Below are 21,013 nucleotides of genomic sequence, written 5' to 3'. Positions count from 1 at the left end.
ACAGGGACTAAGGGGCGAGCTGCTTGGCAAAACAAAACGCTAATCTAATGGTCCTCCATGCGTGCATTCCTGTTCCGTCTTCAGTGCACAAAGCCAATTGGGCGCTGCGCCGGCGCCGCTTTGAGTGCTAGCTCCGATTGCAGGCCAAGGAAGAATTCGTCTGCATCAGAGAATGGGCGGAAGCGAGAGCGTCGGGCAAGGGTGGCAAAATCGCCAGGCGTCAGACGTTGCAGTGTCCGCACTCTTGCATCTTGGCCAGCAGTAGGGGCATTAAGCCCCAGCTGCTCCAAATGCAGGCGGAACAAATGACTGACCTGTTCGGGGCGCAGATAACCAAAGCCAACCTTCAGATCGAAGCGTCGTAGGGCTGCTTGATCGAGATTCTCCATCAGGTTGGTCGACGCAATAAGTAGGCCCCGATGGCTGTCCATCTGCATGAGCATCTCGTTTACTGCGGTGACCTCCCAAGAGTGCTGGGCGTGCCTACGCTCCTGGAGAAAACTGTCTACTTCATCAAGAAGAAGAACGGCGTCCTCGTCCCTTGCTTGCTGAAAAGCATGGGCGAGGCTCTTCTCTGTCATGCCGAGGTAGGGCGAAACAAGGTCGGAGACCCGCTTAATCAGCAGCGGCCGACCAATTTCTCGCGCAAGCCAATGGCCATACGCGGTCTTACCCGTTCCAGGGGGGCCGTAAAAGCACAGCCTGGCATCGCGATTGTGCGTTAGACCTTCTAGAAGTCCTTCCAAAGGAGTATCCGTATTGCTCTGCTCTGGGGAGTAAAAAACGGGTAGGACTTGATCATGACCGCGTGCAAGCTTGTCAAAGCCCTGAGCCTGAAGGGTGGCGTTGACCATGTACTCGACCGCATGGCTGAGATTGGGAGCATCAGCCAATCCGCGGAGGCTCTCTGCTACCCGCAGAGCTCGGGTGGCAACAGCGGGGGTGAGATGTTCATGGCCTGCCATTCTCAGGACCAATTCATCTTCCAGGTCTCCTCCCGCATTGCGAATGATGCGCTCACGTTCAGATTTCGGGGGATTCTGCAGCTCCAAAAGTAAGTCGAAGCGGCGAATGTAGGCATTGTCTAAAGCCTGAATGTTATTCGTGAGCCAGAAGCAGGGCAGCGAATTTTCTTCCAGCGTTCGATTGATCCACCCCTTTCTTTTGCCCTGGTCAGGGGAGTAGATGCTGGGTTCGCTGATCAGGTCCTCAATCTCGTCGAGCACTAGCATCGTTGCCTTCTGATTCAGGATGCCCATAGCGGTGCGCAATGCGCAAAGGCGTCCGCGGCCGTCGATTGGATCACCATCTCGATTTGTGCAGGCAATCTCGTACAGCTCAGCCTTCAATTCCTCCGCAAGAAGGCGGGGTAGCTGACTCTTCCCTGTTCCGGGAGGTCCGTAGATCAATACGTTGACACCGCGCGTGCCCTCTCGAAGAGCTCGTTTGAGATAAGGGCGGGCGATTGAAAGGGGGAGAGCGAGATGCCGATAGTCGTCGATGCGTAGCTCGCCTTCTGGCGCCTTGCGAAAAGCACTTTGGAATAGGCCGATGGGGGAGCCGCGATGAAAGCGCAAATCGCGAAGCAAATCCTTATTTCCAACACCCAGCCGGTCAATGAGCCCCGAGCGATAGGTGCGAGACATATTCACTTCAATTAGCCCTGTACGTACCAAGGGGCTTTGGGCAGACAGATGTTGCCTGATGTCCTCTGCCGAGTGGCCAAGCAGGTGAGATAGCACGCGCAAGGTGCGGTTGAATCCGATCTGGCCGAGCTGGTCGGTTGCTTCCTCCAGGAGTGCATCGCTATGCATGAGTACGCAAAATCCGAGCAGCGCGCGATCAAGCTCCTCCAGGCCGATTAAATGCGCCAATTGGGCTAGGTTTTCAGCCAAGTTGTCCGGGTAGCCGGGGGTGGGATGATCGCGCAGGAAAAGACGCCGCTCTGCGGCCATTCGACTGAGCACTTTTTGGCGGAAGCTGGTTTTTTGCTTCGGATGCGAAGCGTCATCCTCCTCATCATCGAAAAGGAATCGTCGTTCTTTGAATTGCTCCTCGAGGTCTGCCACTCCCAGTTCAGCGGCAAGAGCATCATCATTGAAGTTGCGTTCGCCAACCAGCTGACGGTGACCGCCTAGGTCGAGAGTTAGGGAGAAGATCCACTTCAAGGTTAGCGGGGTAACGTCATCAGAATGCGGGCCTGCGGCGCGAACAGTCTTACTGCGCATGATGTCTCCTGGCGTTCTTAGACAGTGAAGGCTCCCGGCAAAAACCTTCACAAGGTCGACCAGAGGATTAACCAAGTGGGCGACAGATTGTGTCGTGGTGCTGTGTGGGTAGCGACAACTCTTATGGCGGTCCGATCCTAAGGAGTCTGAGGCCGCATCCTGAGACGCCTCCAGCCAGCCATCCGGAGGCAATGATTTGCTGCTCGATAGCGGCTTCGAGCCGGTGCGCAGTGTTTATAAGATCGCCAAAGGTGAAGTCCAGGTTGGACTCGATTAGCAGCAAGGCCTGGGTCGTATCTGAATGATCAGCAGGCTTCAATTGTGCCAACAGACTGCTCGTAGCCAAGGCGGTAGTAGTGCCCCAGCTACTTTTCACCTGGCCAACTCTAGGGCCGGGTGACCATGCGGTGTAGCTGTCCCAGTTCAGCCCTGGGATGCATGAGTTTTCTCGAGCTAAATACAGGCTTGCCCAGAACGCAGCCAGTTCGTCCCAGTTGGCCCACAAGTAGTGGCGAGCGTGAGGATGCACATCGGGACTAGGCGGCTCCAGGTGATGTATATGGACGATTTTCGCGTGAGCGAACAGTTGCAAATAGGGGATAGGGGCCGAGGGAAGGGCCCTGAGCCAATGGATCTCATCGAATCGCTTATTGGGCCAGTCCTGCGCCATCTCCAGAGCCGTGAGCTGGTGTTGACGGAACTGCAGTTGGCCCAACGTCAGAGGGCTATTGCAGTGCATGTGGATGTCGTTCACGACTCGCCCGGCTTCGAGATATGCCGTAGACGACCATCCTACGAAAATATGGTCTCTGGACGGTGTTTGCTTCGCGGTAATTTTGTCTGCCAATAGCGGTGCCGCGCCGTCGATGCCTTCGTCGCGAGACAGTAGGTGACGCAGGTAGTCGCGAGAATGCCAACGGCGCTGCCCCATAGTCAGCGCACCTGTACCGGCGCGTTCACACATTTGTAGCCGGGGTACTGGGCTTCAGCCGTTACTCGAGCCATATCCGAACTGACAGCCTGAACCGTGATCTTGAAGTTGGCTCGAGAGCCTGCATTGGGCACAACACGCTGCAGAAACGCGGAATAGGTTTTCATCATTAGGTCTCCTATGAATGCCGATAGGAGACAGGTTGCCGGTTGCTTGCGACACCCTATGTCGCATGGGCTAACTCAATCCATAGAGCATTGCCATGCGTGTCACCGTCTCGCGGATTTGTTCGCGTAGCTCGATTGGTTCAAGCACCTCCACATGTTCCCCCTGGCTTAAAAGCCACAGATCTAGTCCTTGGCTCAGATGGAGGCTGCCCGTCACTAACCACCAGCCGTCTGTGAGTGCTTCCATTTGCTGGTCGTGGGTGAGCGCGTTTTCCTGTAGGCGTACGAAAAGTGTCGGGCTGACGCGTAGCTTCAAGGGGACTGGCAGGTCTGTCTTCAGGCTTATCAGGCTCTTCTGAGCGGCGACGGAGTTGATGTCATATTTTTCGGGAGCGTGGAGGTCTTCGAAAGTGGAGCGGGCAGATAAGAAGCGGTGTAGCGGAAGGGCGGCGATGTTGCCGTCCGGAAGGCCCTTGAAGACGCAGGAGAGATAGATGTTCGAGTCTTGGTAGGAAAGCCCAAGGGGCTTGAGAAGAAGCTCTTTAGGTTGCTGCGCCCCTCGTCTCAGATAGCTGGCCTTCACACTGGCGCCGTCCAACAGTGCTTGCTGTATCACCTCAAGAATTTCTTGGGGTACAGAGCTTGGGGCGAGAGTCACGAACCGGGTATTGCTGACAATTTTTCCGGTGCAGTCCTGAGCCGGTCGGTTTCCCTTTAGAAGGGATGCCGCGTATTCCCGAATAGGGGCCAGCTTTCGTACCTGCGTCTCCATACCGAACCGCGATGCATGATCCATGATCATGACGAGGTTCATCGCATCAGTTGGCAACATACTCAGGCGTGAGAGCGACTTGTCTGCCCACCACAACTTAGCTTTACCTCCACCCTTGGGTCGGCTGTGTACATGAGGGAACTTAAGTTCAAGCTCACTCAGGTCGCGCTGGATGGTGCGTTTGTCGACATCGATTCCCTGGCTTGTGACGCGTTGATGGATGGCGGCGCTTTCGAGCGCATTTTCTTTATTTGGAAGCAGGCCAAGGATTAGATCTTGGCGGTAGAGCTGTTCCACTCAGTTACCCCTATTTGCTTGCGACACGAGATGTCGCATGGCTGTTGAAAATGGGCTGAAGCGAATGATCAGCAACGGGGCGTCAGCTTTGGAGAAGCCATCGATGTGTTCAACGAACGTGAGTTTCTTCCAGCCGACCCAATCCTTTCACGTTCGCATAACTGTCCTAACGCTACGGATGCCATGCTGCAAAGACAAGGGATTAGCCGGGCTGGAAAGCTCTTCCAGTTTTGACGAGTGTCAAATGGCCATCCATCGGTAGTAGGATGCTGGAGCTCAAATTCAATATGCAGCAGGGAGGCCGCATGGAGCTATTCCGAGCGATTCCGTCCAACCAGATAGCCAAGGCAAGGGATGGGCTGCGCAGGCACGCGTCTGCTCGTGTACCAAGCAATGTTCCTTATGTGGTTGATAACCTCTGGGAGTGGCTGAGGCCTTTGAGCATGCCCTCCCGGCGGCACGCTATATATGCCAGTCCTACGCCCGAAAGCGCCCTTGCCAACGCAAGTGCCCCCCTCAACGCGGGAGAGCACTACATTGCGTGCCGCGTGATCGTCGACCCAGGCCATATCCGAATTGCACAGCTACCCGTGCGCGATGCGCGTGAGCATCCGGATATTCGAGCAGTTGCTCGATGGGTGAGCCGCAATGGCGATGCGTTCACCGCATTAGGGTTTACGGAAAAGCAGCAGGTCGGGCTGTTGTTTATGCCGGGACTCAAGCGTGACGAGCTTGAGGGCTTGCTCCTAATGAGTCCCTTGGTAGAGCAGCTGTGCAGCTGCGTACGCGAGACATCGACCTTCTGGAGCGCAGCGTCGACGCCCTCTGAAGTATCCGAAGGGGAGCTGTTCTTCGAGCTTATTGACCAATTTGTTACCTACCGGCTGGAGCCGGTTTGAGGATGTAGCGACATGATCGACGTTTTCCAGATTGAACCGTGCACCCAAATTGATCGGGCACAGTCCTACATTCGTGCCTACCCCCATATTTTGTCGGCGTTGAAGACGCCGCATGTGCTGGACGAGCAAGCCTTCGTTTGCGGTGCCCACATGGTGTACGGGTGGATGCCGACCATTTTGGAAATCCACGTCAGCGAGTCGATTGATGTACATGCCGGGGTGGCATTGCTCAACAAAGCTCGCACTGCTGGACGACTTAGCCGTGAAGAGGTTGAGCAGCTAGCGGGTCTCGTTAATCGGTCTGTCGTTGGGGCATCCAAGCTGCTCCACTTTGTGAACCCTGAGGCATTCGCGATTTGGGACTCGAGGATCTACCGCTTCCTGCACCGTGGGCAGAAGGCTGCACACGCTTATCGAGTCAACAACGCCGACGAGTATGAAACCTATCTGGGCCTGCTGCAGCGCTTGCAGCAGGACGATCGATTTCCTGAGCTCCATGCCTCCGTCAATCGGAAAATGGGGTATGCGGTTTCGCCGCTACGCGCGCTTGAAGTGGTGATGTTCCTCAACTCTCCCGCCGTGAAGGTGCCCCCAGAGAAAGGACCGGCAGTGGCGGTTGCCGTTTAGCGATGCTGTTTCAACGCTGTTGCGCACTTTGTGAGCCATGAGTTGGTGGCGACGACATGCGTTGTCGTCGCGCTCCTTTAACGTTTCCCTTCTGTGCATATGCAGGAACCTGACTGATGCAGGAGCTTGAGCCTGGCCTGATCATCATCCACGGCAATCACCTGGAAGAGCTGCGTTCTCTTTCGGTGCAGTGGATGCGCTGCTACCCATTGCGGCCACTGGAAAACGAAGTGCTACTGGTGCAAAGCAATGGCATCGCTCAGTGGCTTAAGCTTGCGCTCGCTGAGCACGAAGGCTGTGGGATCGCCGCGGCGCTTGATGTTGATCTGCCGGCGCGCTTTCTGTGGCAAGCCTACCGCACCGTTTTGGGCAAGGACGCGATTCCTCCTCAATCGCTGTTGGACAAGGCCCCCCTGACGTGGCGTCTGATGCGATTGCTCCCTGGCTTGCTCGCTGATGATGCTTTCGTTCCCTTGCGCCGCTTTTTGTCGGACGACAGCGATCTGCGTAAGCGATATCAATTGGCCGAGCGCTTGGCAGATCTGTTTGACCAATACCAAGTTTACCGCGCCGACTGGTTGGCTGATTGGGCTGAGGGGCAAGATCGGCTACGCACATCGCGTGGCGGCGAGCGTCTGTTAGACGATACCTCTCGGTGGCAGCCGGCTTTGTGGCGAGCCTTGCTCAGCGATGTAGGGCACGAGCATTTGGCGGAGAGCCGGGCGGGCGTGCACCCACGCTTCGTCGCCCGCCTGCGAGAGCTTGAGGAACGACCACCGGGCCTGCCGCGTCGGTTGACGGTCTTCGGGATCTCTTCCTTGCCAGCTCAGGTGTTGGAGGCGCTGCAGGCAATGGCACGTTTTACCCAGGTCATGCTGTATGTCCACAATCCTTGCCAGCACCACTGGGGCGATATTGTCGAAGACAAGGATCTGCTACTCCACGACTACCGACGGCAGCAGCGTAAAGGTGGACTAAACGGGCCATTCGACGACACGCAGATGCACCAACATGCTCAGTCGTTGTTGGCTGCGTGGGGGAAACAAGGGCGCGACTACATCAACCTACTCGACCGGCATGACGAGCCTGAGCGTTATCGTGACCGGTTCGAGCGCATCGACTTGTTCACTGCGGCTCCTGAAAGCACGTTGCTTGGTCAGTTGCAGAACGACATCCTGGATCTGCGCACGCTGGCCGAAACTCGAGCGACTCACCCGCCGGTAGATCCTGATCTTGATCGCTCGTTGCGCTTCCATGTAGCCCACAGCGCTCAGCGTGAAGTGGAGGTGCTGCACGATCAGCTTCTGGCGTGCTTTAGCTCCGACCCGAGCCTACGGCCGCGCGATGTAATCGTGATGGTGCCGGACGTGAATGCCTATGCGCCGCATATTCAGGCGGTTTTCGGTCAGTCCACCCCTGGGGACGCGCGGTTCATCCCGTTCACCTTGGCTGACCAAGGCGTACGTGGCAAAGAACCTCTAGTGATTGCATTGGAGCATTTGCTGCGGCTGCCTGAGAGCCGACTTAGTGTCAGCGAAATACTCGACCTTCTGGATGTAGCAGCTGTACGTGCGCGCTTTGGCATCGCTGAAGAGGACATGCCGATGCTTCGTCGTTGGCTTGAGGGTGCTGGCGTGCGCTGGGGCTTGGACGCTGCCCAGCGTCAGTCTCTAGGTCAGAGTGAAGGGCTGGAGCAGAACACATGGCGCTTCGGTCTTCGACGCATGCTGCTGGGATATGCAGTTGGGGCCGCTGGGAGCTTTGCCGAGATCGAGCCTTACGATGAGGTGGGTGGCCTCGATGCGGTACTGATTGGTCCACTAACTCGTTTGCTGGACGCACTCGATCGACATTTGCAGGTTCTTCAAGAGCCGGCTGTGCCGTCGACCTGGGGAGAGCGTTTGCGCGGGCTGCTAGAGGCTTTCTTCCTGCCCTGTAGTGATAGCGACGAGATATTGCGTACTCAACTGTTGGACGCTCTCGAGGGCTGGTTAGCGCTTTGCGATACTGCGGCATTGAGCGAGATACTGCCCTTGCCAGTGGTACGCGAGGCGTGGTTGGCAAACCTCGATCAGGGGCGGCTGAGTCAGCGATTCTTGGCTGGGTCGGTGAATTTCTGCACGTTGATGCCGATGCGAGCCATCCCATTCCGTCATGTCTGCTTGCTGGGCATGAATGATGGCGACTATCCGCGCAGTAAGGCTCCGCTGGATTTCGATCTGATGGCTGGTGATTACCGCCCTGGAGACCGATCGCGGCGCGAGGACGACCGCTATCTGCTGCTTGAGGCATTGTTGGCTGCTCGTGAACGACTCTATGTGAGCTGGGCCGGACGCAGCATTCGTGACAATAGCGAACGACCCCCTTCGGTACTCATTGGCCAGTTGCGCGATCACTTGGCTAGCGGATGGCGCTTGTCGAGAGCAGGGAAACTGCTCACGGCGCTGACTACGGTGCACCCCCTTCAACCCTTTAGTCGCCGGTACTTTGGGGGCGAGTCAGGTCTATTTAGCTATGCCCACGAGTGGGCTGAGCTGTATGGGCAGGTAGCTGTACCAACAGCGGCGCCTGCCCTTTCGCAGTGGGAGGAGGGCCGCAAAGTCAGTCCCGAGCAATTGCAGAGCTTCCTGAAGGATCCGGTTAAGTACTTCTTTACGCGCCGCCTAAGGGTGTACTTGGACGAAGAGGAACAGACGCAGTTGGATAGCGAGCCCTTTGGCCTTGATGGTCTGGAGCGCTACCACTTGCAGGATCAATTGCTCAAAGCTGCACTGGCAGTGCCGCAGGAAGATCGCGAGGATGCTTTGGAAGCAGCTGCCAATCGATTGAGGCGCAGTGGTCAACTGCCGCTTGCTGGCTTTGGCGAGCAGTACCGTGCAGATCTGTTGGGGCCATTGCCAAATCAGATGGAGCGATACAGCTCGCTATGCGAGCTTTGGCTCGAATGCCAAGAGTCTTCCCTGCAACTGGCTTTTGAAGCCTCCGGTATACAGCTGCAGGGTTGGCTCAGTGGGCTGCGTCGTCATGCTGATGGACGTCTGGCTCGTTTGGAATTGATGCCTGGTAGCCTCGCCAACGATAACGATTTGAAGTGGCACCGTTTGTTGCGGCCGTACGTGATGCACGTTATTGCAGCGGCCTGCGGAGCACCACTGACGACGCTGTTGGTGGGGGAGGATCAGTCGCTGAGCTTCGCGCCGGTATCGGAGGTCGATGCCGAACGCGTACTAGGTGGGTGGTTGCAAGCTTGGGGTACTGGTATGGCGGTTCCTCTGCCAGTGGCTCTGAAAACCTCTGTGAATTGGCTGCAGAACCAGGATGAGGACAAGGCGCAAAGCTGTTATGAGGGTGCCTTCAAGATCGTCGGTGAGGTTACCACTAGCGCCAGCCTTGCTCGCCAATATCCCGACTACTCTGCGCTCATCGCAGACGGGCAGTTCCCGATTTTGAGCGAACATCTCTATCGATCTCTTTTGGATAGTGAGCTGACCCAGCTTGAGGAGTCCCAGGCATGAGTTCGTCACAACGGCCTCTGGCCCTGCGCTTCCCGCTGTGTGGCAGCAGACTGATTGAAGCAAGTGCAGGTACGGGTAAGACCTTCACCATATCCGCACTCTACTTGCGGCTGATCCTTTGCCATGGAGGCGAGCACGCCTTCCGTGAGCCCCTCTTGCCGCCCCAGATACTCGTCGTGACCTTTACTGATGCGGCTACTCGAGAGCTGCGAGATCGCATTCGTGCGCGGTTAGTGCAGGCGGCGGAGGTTTTTCGAGGAGACGGTGAGCCAGACGAGTTGCTCGAGGAGTTGCGCGGTGATTTTCCCGAAGCTGAGTGGGCAAGTTGTGCGCGACGTTTGGAGCTGGCTGCGCAGTGGATGGACGAGGCTGCGGTCTCAACAATTCATGGCTGGTGTCAGCGCATGTTGCGCGAACATGCTTTCGACAGTGGCAGCTTGTTCAACCAGACCCTAGAGACCGATCACAGCGACCTACTGGCTGAGGTAGTCCGTGACTATTGGCGACAGCATTGCTATCCGCTAGATGGGGCTGCGCTGTCATGGGTGGTTAAGAACTGGGAAACCCCTGCGGGTCTTGGCAAGAAGTTGCAGGATCTGCTTGGCGAGACGGACGCTCCTGACAGCCTCTCGCTTCGAGAGGTGATTGATCACAGCCAAGCCAGGCGAGCGCAAGAACTGTCAGACCTGAAGGCACCATGGTCGGCCTGGGCAGATGAGATCGAATCGCTGCTAGATCAGGCACGAGAATCCAAAGCGTTCAACGGAAGTAAGCTCAAACAGCCGGACTACAAGGGCTGGAGCAGGAAGTTGAGGGAATGGGCCTCTGGTGCTGAGGTGGCACTGAAAATTGGCAGAGGCTTCGAGCGTCTGACTCCCAACGGCCTAGCTGAAATCTGGAAAACGACGCCGCCCGATCACCCTGCCCTGAACGCCATGATCACGCTGCCCGAGCAACTGAAAAGGCTCCCTGATCCCGTTGAGCCGGCCTTGCGCCATGCAGCTGCTTGGGTGAGTCATCGCTTCGATCACGAAAAGCGCCAACGTGCTGAGATGGGCTTTGACGACATGCTGTCCCGTCTTGACGCAGCGCTGCAGAGTGACAATGGTCCGCGCCTTGCCGAGGTAATTCGTCGGCAATTCCCGATTGCGCTGATCGACGAGTTCCAGGATACCGATCCGCTGCAGTACCGCATCTTCGACACGCTTTACCAGGTCGAGGCCAATCGGGAGGACTGTGGATTGTTCATGATTGGAGATCCCAAGCAGGCCATCTATTCGTTTCGTGGCGCCGATATTTACACCTATCTGCGGGCTCGCCGTGCAACCCTGGGGCGCCACTACAACCTAGAGCGTAACTTCCGTTCCAGCCAGAACATGGTTGATGCTGTGAACGAGCTCTTCCTGCGTGCTGAGCGCTCTGCAGTCGGGAGCGGGGCATTTCTACTACGTGACGAGCTGCCGTTCATTCGAGTGGAGGCAGAAGGACGCGAAGAAGTTTGGACTGTGGAGGGCGAGGAACAGCCGGCGCTCACTGCTTTGCAGTTGACCCAAGACAAGCCAGTGGCAAAAAAGACCTATCGCAAGGCTTTGGCAGAAGGGGCGGCCAGCGAGATTGTCCGTTTGCTCGATTTGGGGCAGCAGGGGAGGGCTGGATTTAGACGCGAAGGTCAGTTTGACTCGCTGCGACCTAGCGACATTGCAGTGCTGGTGCGCGATTTCAAAGAAGCCCAGGCTATCCGAGGGGAGTTGGCAACCCACGGTGTGCGCAGCGTGTATATGTCCGACAAAGACTCAGTTTTTGCCGGACAGGAAGCGCGAGATGTCTTGCTCTGGCTTCGTGCCTGCGCCGAGCCCGATCAAGATCGTCCGCTGCGAGCGGCGCTTGCGAGTGCAACGTTGGGGTTGGATCTCGTCGAGCTAGAAGCACTGAACCTCAATGAGCGTACTTGGGAACGTCGAGTGATGCAGTTCCGGGAGTACCGCCAGCGTTGGCAGCGCCAGGGTGTTCTACCGATGCTGCGTCAGTTACTCCAGGATTTCGCGCTGCCACAGCGTCTGATGGGGCGTGCGGAGGGTGAGCGCGTACTAACTAACGTGTTGCATTTAGCTGAGCTGCTACAGCAGGCCTCTGCTGAGCTTGATGGCGAGCTGGCGCTGATCCGACATCTGAGTGAGCTGCTAGCCAATGAGGGGCCGGCTGCGGACGATCAGGTGCTTCGTCTGGAGAGTGACGAAGCGCTGGTGCGCGTGGTGACGATCCACAAGTCCAAAGGTCTGGAGTACCCGCTGGTATTTTTGCCCTTCATTTGCGCCTTCCGGTCGGTAGATGGCGATAAACCAATTCAAATACATGATGGGGAGCAGCGGCGACTGGTGTTCAACGCCGACGCACAAACCCTGGCGCGTGCTGAGCGCGAGCGTTTGGGTGAGGATTTGCGCCTGCTCTACGTTGCTCTGACACGGGCACGACATGCGTGTTGGATGGGCGTTGCGGATCTGAAAATTGGTAACGCACATCGGTCGCGGCTACACGATTCTGCTCTGGGATATTTGCTTGGCGGTGGCCTACCGCTAGCTGCTAGCCAAGATTTGAACAGATGGCTGGCGCCTTTGATCGATCCTTTGCGCAGCGCAGTCGCAGCTGCCCCAGAAGCCAGCCAACAGCATTACCGCGCAGATGAGGCGCAACTCCCTCCCGTTCAATGGAGCACCCCAGCACGGGATGCCGCTGAGCACTGGTGGATTGCGTCATACAGTGCACTGCGCGTAGACGAGGGGGCGATCATCCCGGTGAGTCGGCATGAGGATACCGCGCCAGACAGCCTGGCGATGCAGAACTCCACTGATGATGACAGCTCCGAAGTAGTACCGGCATCGTTGCTCATGTCCACTCACGGGCTGCATCGTTTCCCTCGCGGATCGAATCCAGGAACGTTCCTGCATGGCCTTCTGGAGTTGGCTGCTGAGGAAGGCTTTGCCCACTGTCTAGCGAACCAAGCGCAGCTGCGCGAGCTCGTGGCACGACGTTGTCAGCGTCGTGGCCTCGAGGCTTGGATCGATCCGTTGCACGAGTGGCTGTTGGCGTTGCTGAGTCAGCAAATGGCTCTCGGCGACGGGGGCTCGGTGAGCTTAGGAGATTTGACTCAGTATCAGGCTGAGCTGGAGTTTTGGTTCGAGGCCCGGCAGGTCGATGTCAGGCAGCTAGATCAATTGGTCAGGAGTACTGAGCTGCCCGGCCTACCGCGGCAGCCTTTGCAAGCCGACACACTGAACGGCATGTTCAAGGGCTTCATTGACTTGGCCTTCGAGTACCAAGGGCGCTACTACGTAGCGGACTACAAGTCCAACTGGCTCGGTGCTGATGATGCTGCTTACACGCGCGAGGCGATGGAGTCGTCGATGGCGGCCCATCGCTACGACCTACAGTACGTGCTCTACGTGCTAGCACTGCACCGTCAACTGCGTTTACGTCTGCCGGATTACGACTATGACCGTCATATGGGGGGAGCTCTTTACTTGTTTGTGCGCTCCCCAGGGGGCGGGGTTTACCAGACTCGCCCCGCGAGAGGGTTGATTGAGCAGCTAGACGCCTTGTTTCTTGGTCAGTCCCAGGAGAGATTCGCATGACTGTTGAATCGTCCTCGGCACTTTCCGACCATACTGAAACGTTTGAACTGCTCGAAAGCTGGTGCGAGCGCGGCTGGCTGCGTGATCTGGACCGGGCACTGGCTCAGTTCTTCATTCAGTTGGACCCAACCGCCTCTCCGCTCCTGATCCTGGCTGCCGCGTTGGCAAGTCATCAACTGGGACAGGGCCATATATGCCTTGATCTTGAAGCGACGCTGAGACACCCAGACCTGGCCCTGTCATTGCCGCCCGAAGGCGAAGCCCCGGAGGTAGCTGCGCTGCTACCCTCCCAGATACTGGCAGGATTGAGTTTAGAGGCGTGGCTACAGTCTTGTGCCGGTAGTGTGTTGTTAGAAGGTGATTGCGCTCCGCTAGTGTTGATCGGTCCTTGTCTGTACATGCGACGTTACCGGGATTACGAGCAGCAAGTTGCTACCAGCATTACGCGACGGATGCGATTGCCGGCAGATGCACCAGAGGACCTTGCTGCTCGCCTGTCGACGTTATTTCCCGAGCCGTTTCTGCTGGATGGTGAGCGCAAGACCGACTGGCAAAAAGTGGCATGTGCGCTCGCCGCGCGTGAACATTTCACTCTCATCACGGGAGGGCCTGGTACCGGGAAAACCACCACAGTAGTTCGACTCATTGCCCTACTGCAGGAGTCTGCGCTTGCTGTGGGGGCGCCGTTGCGAGTGAGTTTGGCCGCACCAACTGGTAAGGCCGCTGCACGTCTTACCGAGTCAATTGGTGATCAGGTGGCGTCGTTGCCGGTGCCAGCGAACGTACGTGAGCAGATACCTACTACCGTAACCACATTGCACCGATTGCTTGGCAGCTTGCCTGACTCTCGCCACTTCCGGCACAACGCAAGCAATCCACTTCCGCTAGATGTGCTCGTGGTGGATGAAGCGTCGATGATTGACCTGGAAATGATGGCCAATCTTCTCGGGGCCTTGCCTGACCACGCTCGATTGATACTGCTCGGAGATAAGGACCAGCTTGCTTCAGTTGAGGCCGGGGCAGTACTGGGCGACCTCTGTAGGGAGGCGGAGCGGGGCGGTTACAGCGAAGCCACCTCCGAGTGGCTAGAGTCTCAGACCGGCGAGCAATTAATGGCAGCAGAGTTGGTGCAGGGCGAGCAAGAGCTGGCACAGCACATCGTGATGTTGCGCCACTCTCGGCGCTTTGGCAGTAGGTCTGGAATTGGTCGTTTGGCGCGCGCTGTTAATGCTGGTGATGCCGCAACTACCCGGGCGACGCTTGTCGATGGAGACGAGAGCTTGCATGTTCAGTGGCTCTCGGGAGAGCAAGATCGAGCTTTAGAATCGCTGCTACTCGATGGTGTCGGAACTGGAGATCGAGGTCCCTGCGGTTACGCGCATTACCTGGAGGTGATGCGGGCTAATCGTCCTTCGCCTGGTGATGATGGTGGGGTCTGGGATGCCTGGGCTAGTCGTGTGTTATCTGCCTTTGACCAGTTCCAGTTGCTATGTGCTCTTCGTAAAGGGCCTTGGGGAGTAGACGAGCTAAATGCTCGCATCGCTCACGCGCTTCAGGGGAGGGGCCTGTTGGAACAGGACCATGGTTGGTACGAGGGGCGGCCGGTACTGGTAACTCGAAACGATTATGGCTTGGGGTTAATGAATGGCGACGTCGGTATCGCCTTGCGTCTGCCTGAGCCTGCGGATCTGCCCGATTCTCCGCCGAATCTGGTTTTGCGAGTGGTTTTTCCTCGTAACGATGGTAGTGGCGAACTGCGGCATATCCTGCCGAGTCGACTGAGTGCGGTCGAAACTGTGTTTGCCATGACCGTACATAAGTCCCAAGGCTCAGAGTTCGAGCACTGTGCATTGATTCTGCCCGATACGATGAGCCCCGTGCTGACTAAGGAGTTGCTCTACACCGGCATTACTCGCGCTAGAAGCTGGTTTACCCTGTTGGAAAGCCGGGTAGGCCTACTGGAAAGTGTCGTGCGCAAGCGAATTGAGCGACGCAGCGGGTTGAGAGAGTCACTGATTGCTGGGGGTTAGGAGCGCAAACTGCGGCGGGGCGACATGAATTGTCGCTCCTGTCTGCCAGTTTGGAATCTCTTGGTCGCCGCGAGTACATGTGATGCCGATGCCGCCCCACCCCTACGTGTTCAGCTGTACATCCTGCCGATGGAAGAAAATCGTAATCCCTCTAAGCGACGCGCTGGCTTTGGGCAGGGACTGGTTCGACAAGTGCCCTCAATGTGGATGTGAGGTTTTGCAGCAGCGGTACGCTTCGCAAGGGGAGATTCTTAAGGCGAAGGTTGTGCGTCTGCTTCTGGCTCGTCGGTGGTGAGTAATCATCTATGTAAGGCTTTTGTTGCATGGCCAAACGCCACCTTCCGTTGTAGGCTTGCACCATTGCGCGTGCCAATCGGCTGGCGACGTGTGTTTGACAAGCTTTAGGGAATTGAAGCGATGCCGCCATCAAGGATGCGATGCACTGGCCTGATCTTGGATTTTGCCGCGATGCTGCTTTCCGCGGTTCCTTCTCCCGCCAGAACTGGCGCATCCTGGATAAATATTCCCGACGACTTGCGGAGCAAGCTCGTCAATTCAATTCTCTGCCACCTCTCACCTAATGGCGTACGCCTGCCATTAGGGCGTCTGGTTACCTCAACCGAACTTTTCAAGCGTGCAGTAGATGCAGCGCGCTCGTAATTTGCTGGCCTCAGAAAAGAAGAGGCACGTTCAAGGAGATGACATGCACGAAAACACCATCGCAATTCTTCAGGAGGAAGCGCGCAGGCTTCTTGATGTTGAAATTGACCTGCTTGAACGGATGCAGGCCGAGCCAGGTGTGGTGGTAGATGAGCAGGATGGTGGGCATCAGACGTTCTCCAGCACCTCGATTGGCAAAGACATTGAGATGCTGCGTGGTGAGCGAGCCAAGCTAGAGAACCTGGATATGGTACTGGCTGTCGTCGGCACGATGAAGGCAGGGAAGTCCACCACCATCAATGCGATTGTTGGTACTGAGGTGTTGCCGAACCGTAACCGGCCGATGACAGCTTTGCCGACGCTCATTCGCCACACTCCCGAGCAGATCGAGCCAGTGCTACGCCTGGAAAATAGCGCTCCGATTAACGATCTTCTGGGGCAGCTGTATGAAACATCTCACACTCCCGCTGGGAGGCAGGCCATCAATGGCCTCGACAGTACCGACGATATGAAGGAGCTGCTGAATATGATTCAGCGGCAAGAGCGTTTCGGTAAGAAATATGAAGGAGCTGAGGCAATTTTCGGCTTCCTCAAGAATCTCAATGACCTGGTACGGCTGTCGGCAGCGTTGGAGGAGGAGTTCCCGTTCTCTAGTTATGACGAAGTGCATGAGCTCCCTGTGATTGAGGTGCGCTTCGCTCATTTGGGGGATAAGGCTGAAACAGGAGGAAGGCTCACTCTACTGGACACTCCTGGGCCCAATGAGGCGGGGCAGCCACATTTGCGCAAGATGCTCCGGGAACAGCTTAGAAATGCTTCCGCCGTTCTGGCTGTTATGGACTTCACCCAACTCAAGTCGGACGCTGATGAGCAGGTACGTCAAGAGTTAGAGAGTATTTCTGAGGTGTGTAGCGGGCGCATGTATGCTTTGGTCAATAAATTTGACCAGAGGGATCGGCATGGCGACAGTGCAGAGCAGATTCAAAGTTTTGTCGCTGACACCTTAATGGGGCAGTGCCTTAAGCGAGAACATGTCTTCCCCGTTTCCTCCCGTTGGGGGTATTTGGCCAATAGGGCCCGTCATGAAATCGCTAATGGGAGGTCCTTGTCCGCCAGCCAAGCTTGGGTAGCCGACTTCGGCGAGCTAGCTCTAGGTATGGGCTGGGAAGAAACCATCGAAGACGCAGGTGAGGTTTCGCGTAAGGCGGAAACGCTGTGGAAGAAGTCTCTTTTCAGCGCGCCACTGGACAACGTCATCCGCATGGCGCATGGACAGGCGGCAAAGCTTGCTATCGCATCCGCGGCGTCGAAGCTGGTTGATATAGCATCACGCCTAAATAGCTTCTTGGAAGTTCGTGATACCGCGTTAGCCAAAAGCGCTGAAGAACTAGAGGCTCAGATAAAGTCGATTCTAGATGATGTTGAAAGGGTCGAAAGACTCGAAAAGGAAAGTGGCGATAAGTCCAATAAGGTCATGGCGGAGATATCTAGCGAGTTGGAAGATATATTCAACTCGATTAGGAAGGGAATTGATCAGGAGATTGAGGAAAAATTCAAGGCCGGAAAAGAGTCCGAGAAAGAGCGTGTGCGCTCTCAACGGAAGGAGGTTGTTCCCTTCGGTGTCGGTGTCGGTGAGGTTATCAGAGCCTTCCTGGGGAATCCCGAGCGCCAGCGAGAGGGGTTCGGATTTGAATTTGACGAAAGCCATCCTTTGATTAGCTTTAGTAGCCAGGAAGAAGCCGTAGCCTTGGTGAAGAATATAGAAAACGGGGTTGCAGAAGTAATTGCAGATGGCGAGAAGATCCTGACTGGTGATGTGGAGAGTCTGCTTAAAAAGTTTCGAGAGAGTTTTTCTCGAGATATCAGAGGTGAGGCGGAAGGATTGGTAAGCGCACTTAATCAGCGCTTTAATCAAGATGGATTCTCGATTGATGTTCGACTTCCAGATACTGCCCCTTTGTCCTTCCCTTATACAGCAAGTGAGCTGTTGGGAGAGGTTGTAGATAGCAGGACTCGCTCAGTGAGGCGATATCGTCGCAGCACTAGTGTTTGGGGGAAGCTTTGTGGTTTGTTTGATAGTTCTGACTGGGGCTGGGAGTCTTACCAAGCCTCTGAAGGCTATTATGAAGTAAATATAAACAAGGTCCGGGTGCAGATTAATAATTCCGTTGCTCAGTTGTTCTCTGAATTGCGTGAGACTACTGATTCCACCATTAAGGCTCCTTTAGAGGCCGGTGTGCTTCAGTTTTTCAGGCAGCTAAAGTTTACGTTAGAGAATATTCGTAGTGACTTAGCGCAGAGTCTGATCGACAAGCAGAGCAGTCGTGGAGAGCAGCAAGCGTTGGCTAAGCGCCTTACGGGTCTGAAACGAAATGTTCCAGGAATCCGTAAGGACAGCGAGGAGCTTAAGAATGATGTACAGCCTACTTCGGGGGAGGTGGTAGCATGAGTGAATCTGGTGCGCTGACATTAGAGTCGGAAGTTCTACAACTACTTACCTCCTTGCCGGAGAAGTTCGTTGTCGATTTTGCAAACGGTATTGATGTTGCTCGCGAGCGCCAGCGCTATATCGCTGGTAGAACTGCTTTCTTCTCCCGGATGTACGATGGCTTCACTGGGCAAGGTGCACGTCACCAATCCGAAATTAATGCCAGCCTCACTGATGGGGTAGAGGGGGCCCTGGAGTGGCTCAAAGACCTTAGCGGATCTTTAGCTAAGAGCAATCACGCCATTATCCAGGTAAATACTCGTGTAAGTACGCTTAAAGAAGATGTTGCTAAAATTGCAAATTACTCCATCACAACCCGTCAGCGCTTGGAGAAATTATCTGACGAGTTAGAAGGGAGGTGCGGTGCGCTGGAGCAACAGGTCGCTCGTATTGGTAGTTTGCAGCAGGCACAAGTCCATCTAGACGCGGTCTTCAGCAAATGGGCGGCGGGACGGTTAAGCAGCTTTTCCTTGTCAGGGCGCTGCTATGCCGCGCTGGAGGAGCTGCGTTGGGGCGCGTTTGGCGACCATCTCCAGCGGCTCTCGGGCCATGAGCGTCAAAAGCAACTCGAGCTATTGGCTGATCGCGCCATCGTCCAGCTAAGTCAGGACGCGAATCTGAGCTTAGGGGAGCGGATTGGTACTCGAGACCGCTGGCTCGCTCAGCCGCAAGGACGCCATGTATTAACCGATGCAAACGATGCTTTGGAATATCTGGGCGACTGGGCTGACGTAGAGCGTAATCCGTTTATTTTCGCTGTTTCCCAGCAGCCAGAGGAGTTGCCGCTACAGGTCCCGCGTTTAGGCTCCGCACAGCGATTCACCGAGACACTCATTAGCGAGCTGTTCCTGGAGGCGCGGCATGGCTGAGTCGATGAAGGTTGGATTGGTTCTGTCTGGTGGCGGAGCCAAAGGCGCTTATCAAGTCGGCGTGCTCAAGGCTCTCAGGGAGCTGGGCACTCGAATTGATGCAGTCTCAGGAGCTAGCATCGGCGCTCTGAACGGGGGCGTTTTGGCTTCTGCTCCATCTCTGGACGTCGCGATTGAGCGTCTTGAGGAGCTTTGGGGGCGGTTGGCCAAACAGTCGCCCCTGAATATGAAAGTCCCCGGGTATCTAATGATGCTTGCCGCAGCAGGCTTGAGGCTTCAGGGTGCAGGTACTGCGCTAGCAGCTCTTCATGCTGCACAGGACATTGCTCGCCGACTAAATTACGAGCTGCCCGAATGGCTGGAGTTTCTTGAGGACAGCTTGCTCGATGACCAGCCACTCAAGGAGCTAATGGATGAGTACCTCGTCTCTGATGACCTTGATACTGGTCTGCCGCTTTATGTCTCTATCTACAAGAGCTATGGCGGGTTGACTGATCTTCTCTCTGCTTTCAAAGCAGAGCTTGGCTTCATCGATACTCCGGATTCTGACTTTGTTCATATCCAGTCGATGGAACCTGCCGAGCGCAAGAAGCTGCTTCTAGCGTCCGCTGCGATTCCAATGTTGTTCAAACCCCGCACCATCGAAGGCCAGCGGTACACCGATGGTGGTCAAGGTGGTTGGCAAACCATGCAAGGCAATACCCCTATCCAGCCGCTGCTCGAGGCTGGCTGTAATTTGGTTATCGTTACACATCTCAGCGATGGATCCCCTTGGAGCCGACACGATTTTCCGGGTGCAACCATCCTGGAGATTCGGCCGAGTGAATCGCTCAATCGCGCCCAAGGCCCCTTTGGGGGGGCTCGTGACCTGCTCGGATTTGATGCTGAAAAGATCCCCTCCTGGATTGATCAGGGATATCGCGACACGCTTGCATGCGTCGGAAGGGTCATGGACGCTCAGAAAAGTCGAAACGAATTACGTGTCTCCGAAGCTGCGCTGGATGCTCTCGACCAGCAAAGTGCACAGGCCGACAAGGCGCTAGCAGACGCAATGGCTAGGTTGAAGTAGAGATGGCAGTGGAAGAAGACGTAAGTGAAGTTGATGCGTTGAAGCGATTGCTGGCGAATGCGAACTCTGAGTACCTCGATCTATTGGTGGACTACATCACTGATGGTGGGAAAGGGCGCCTAATGTTGTCGGCTGCCAACTGCAAGGCCCTGGTTCAGGCTAAGGCTGACGGCGAGTATTCCGAGGCTCAGCTGGAGCTGCTTATCAGCGAGCTGCTGCATTTTGGAGGCAACAGCATCGCCAACCTGTGGCGTAGCGAGGGTGCTCCCTGGGCGTCGATCGTCGTGGATGTACTCGATCATCTAAAAGGGAAGCGCGAGGACGGAGACTCGATCATTGAGTTGGAGCGTCGAGTGCTTGTGCAGCTTCTTAGACACTTCTGGAGCAAGTTGTCTGAGGCTGAACTTGAGCCCTTGTGTGAAGTGCTGAAGGTAAACGGTATGCCGGACAAGGACCAACTGGAGGTTCTGCGTCAGGCCGTTATGGGGGCAACCGAGATTGGAACGACGTTAGCGAAGATATTGGCTGCTTCCATGGCGAGCTCAACCTTCGGAGCTAGCGCAGCGTTTACTGGTCTTTCCTGGGGAGGCGCTGCTGCAGGAGTTGCGCAGTTTGCAGCTGGCCGTGGGGCCGCAGTAGCGTTGGGGCCCATCGGGCTTGCGCTGGGCGGAATCTGGGGAGCCTATAGCCTAACTGGCCCCGCGTTCCGGGTCACAGTTCCTTGTGTTGTGCTGATTGCGCTCATCCGCCTTGAGGCTCGGCATCCCGGTTGACCCTATGTTCTTTGCGACTGACCGGTGCGTAATTGCACTGTGAGGTCGTTGCAAGAGTG

13 protein-coding genes are annotated in these 21,013 nt (G+C 56.1%); 9 read left to right on the top strand and 4 right to left on the bottom strand.

The features are described 5' to 3' along the window. Positions 1-80: 80 nt before the first annotated feature. From ACNFH5_RS29875 to ACNFH5_RS29860, 4 genes are all read right to left on the bottom strand, one after another. A complete protein-coding gene (locus ACNFH5_RS29875) occupies positions 81-2,228 on the bottom strand; it encodes an AAA family ATPase (protein ID WP_416752446.1) in 2,148 nt (715 codons plus the stop codon). A 121-nt stretch (positions 2,229-2,349) separates the two neighbouring features. Beyond that, the gene (locus ACNFH5_RS29870; protein WP_416752444.1) at positions 2,350-3,159 is read right to left on the bottom strand and encodes a hypothetical protein; all 810 of its coding nucleotides are present in this window, start codon (positions 3,157-3,159) and stop codon (positions 2,350-2,352) included. Positions 3,160-3,161: 2 nt separating this feature from the next. After that, on the bottom strand, positions 3,162-3,329 hold the full coding sequence (locus ACNFH5_RS29865; RefSeq protein WP_416752467.1) for a hypothetical protein: 168 nt from the start codon (positions 3,327-3,329) through the stop codon (positions 3,162-3,164). A gap of 67 nt (positions 3,330-3,396) precedes the next feature. After that, positions 3,397-4,395, bottom strand: a complete 999-nt coding sequence (locus ACNFH5_RS29860; RefSeq protein ID WP_416752442.1) for a helix-turn-helix transcriptional regulator — start codon at positions 4,393-4,395, stop codon at positions 3,397-3,399. A gap of 266 nt (positions 4,396-4,661) precedes the next feature. On the opposite strand from ACNFH5_RS29860, the gene ACNFH5_RS29855 reads away from it, so the two are divergent. The 9 genes from ACNFH5_RS29855 (at position 4,662) to ACNFH5_RS29815 (ending at position 20,954) form a co-directional block, all read left to right on the top strand. Then, complete coding sequence (locus ACNFH5_RS29855; RefSeq protein ID WP_416752440.1) at positions 4,662-5,294, top strand: hypothetical protein; 633 nt, start codon at positions 4,662-4,664, stop codon at positions 5,292-5,294. 12 nt (positions 5,295-5,306) lie between these two features. Then, positions 5,307-5,921, top strand: coding sequence for a hypothetical protein (locus ACNFH5_RS29850; protein ID WP_416752438.1), 615 nt, complete (start codon positions 5,307-5,309; stop codon positions 5,919-5,921). A gap of 116 nt (positions 5,922-6,037) precedes the next feature. Continuing rightward, positions 6,038-9,436, top strand: a complete 3,399-nt coding sequence (recC, locus tag ACNFH5_RS29845; RefSeq protein ID WP_416752436.1) for an exodeoxyribonuclease V subunit gamma — start codon at positions 6,038-6,040, stop codon at positions 9,434-9,436. After that, positions 9,433-13,065 carry an exodeoxyribonuclease V subunit beta gene (gene recB, locus ACNFH5_RS29840; protein ID WP_416752434.1) on the top strand — a complete coding sequence of 1,211 codons (3,633 nt, stop codon included), beginning with the start codon at positions 9,433-9,435 and terminating at the stop codon, positions 13,063-13,065. The genes recC and recB overlap by 4 nt, the downstream gene beginning before the upstream one ends. Beyond that, on the top strand, positions 13,062-15,095 hold the full coding sequence (gene recD / locus ACNFH5_RS29835; protein ID WP_416752432.1) for an exodeoxyribonuclease V subunit alpha: 2,034 nt from the start codon (positions 13,062-13,064) through the stop codon (positions 15,093-15,095). Before recB ends, recD begins: the two co-directional genes overlap by 4 nt. Positions 15,096-15,798: 703 nt before the next feature. Then, positions 15,799-18,204, top strand: a complete 2,406-nt coding sequence (locus ACNFH5_RS29830; protein WP_416752430.1) for a dynamin family protein — start codon at positions 15,799-15,801, stop codon at positions 18,202-18,204. Then, positions 18,201-19,112, top strand: a complete 912-nt coding sequence (locus ACNFH5_RS29825; RefSeq protein ID WP_416752428.1) for a diguanylate cyclase regulator RdcB family protein — start codon at positions 18,201-18,203, stop codon at positions 19,110-19,112. Before ACNFH5_RS29830 ends, ACNFH5_RS29825 begins: the two co-directional genes overlap by 4 nt. Continuing rightward, complete coding sequence (locus ACNFH5_RS29820; protein WP_416752426.1) at positions 19,105-20,181, top strand: patatin-like phospholipase family protein; 1,077 nt, start codon at positions 19,105-19,107, stop codon at positions 20,179-20,181. Before ACNFH5_RS29825 ends, ACNFH5_RS29820 begins: the two co-directional genes overlap by 8 nt. A gap of 8 nt (positions 20,182-20,189) precedes the next feature. Then, a complete protein-coding gene (locus tag ACNFH5_RS29815; protein ID WP_416752424.1) occupies positions 20,190-20,954 on the top strand; it encodes a hypothetical protein in 765 nt (254 codons plus the stop codon). Positions 20,955-21,013 lie beyond the last annotated feature (59 nt).

The organism is Pseudomonas sp. NY15435, from assembly GCF_048068295.1.
In the GTDB taxonomy this organism is placed as follows: Bacteria; Pseudomonadota; Gammaproteobacteria; order Pseudomonadales; family Pseudomonadaceae; genus Pseudomonas.
This window is presented reverse-complemented; position numbering and strand designations above follow the sequence as displayed.

Coding starts and splice junctions, on each gene's coding strand:
- ACNFH5_RS29875 (WP_416752446.1), bottom strand. CDS start 2,228: ATGCGCAGTAAGACTGTTCGCGCCGCAGGCCCGCATTCTGATGACGTT.
- ACNFH5_RS29870 (WP_416752444.1), bottom strand. CDS start 3,159: ATGGGGCAGCGCCGTTGGCATTCTCGCGACTACCTGCGTCACCTACTG.
- ACNFH5_RS29865 (WP_416752467.1), bottom strand. CDS start 3,329: ATGATGAAAACCTATTCCGCGTTTCTGCAGCGTGTTGTGCCCAATGCA.
- ACNFH5_RS29855 (WP_416752440.1), top strand. CDS start 4,662: ATGCTGGAGCTCAAATTCAATATGCAGCAGGGAGGCCGCATGGAGCTA.
- ACNFH5_RS29850 (WP_416752438.1), top strand. CDS start 5,307: ATGATCGACGTTTTCCAGATTGAACCGTGCACCCAAATTGATCGGGCA.
- recC (WP_416752436.1), top strand. CDS start 6,038: ATGCAGGAGCTTGAGCCTGGCCTGATCATCATCCACGGCAATCACCTG.
- recB (WP_416752434.1), top strand. CDS start 9,433: ATGAGTTCGTCACAACGGCCTCTGGCCCTGCGCTTCCCGCTGTGTGGC.
- recD (WP_416752432.1), top strand. CDS start 13,062: ATGACTGTTGAATCGTCCTCGGCACTTTCCGACCATACTGAAACGTTT.
- ACNFH5_RS29830 (WP_416752430.1), top strand. CDS start 15,799: ATGCACGAAAACACCATCGCAATTCTTCAGGAGGAAGCGCGCAGGCTT.
- ACNFH5_RS29825 (WP_416752428.1), top strand. CDS start 18,201: ATGAGTGAATCTGGTGCGCTGACATTAGAGTCGGAAGTTCTACAACTA.
- ACNFH5_RS29820 (WP_416752426.1), top strand. CDS start 19,105: ATGGCTGAGTCGATGAAGGTTGGATTGGTTCTGTCTGGTGGCGGAGCC.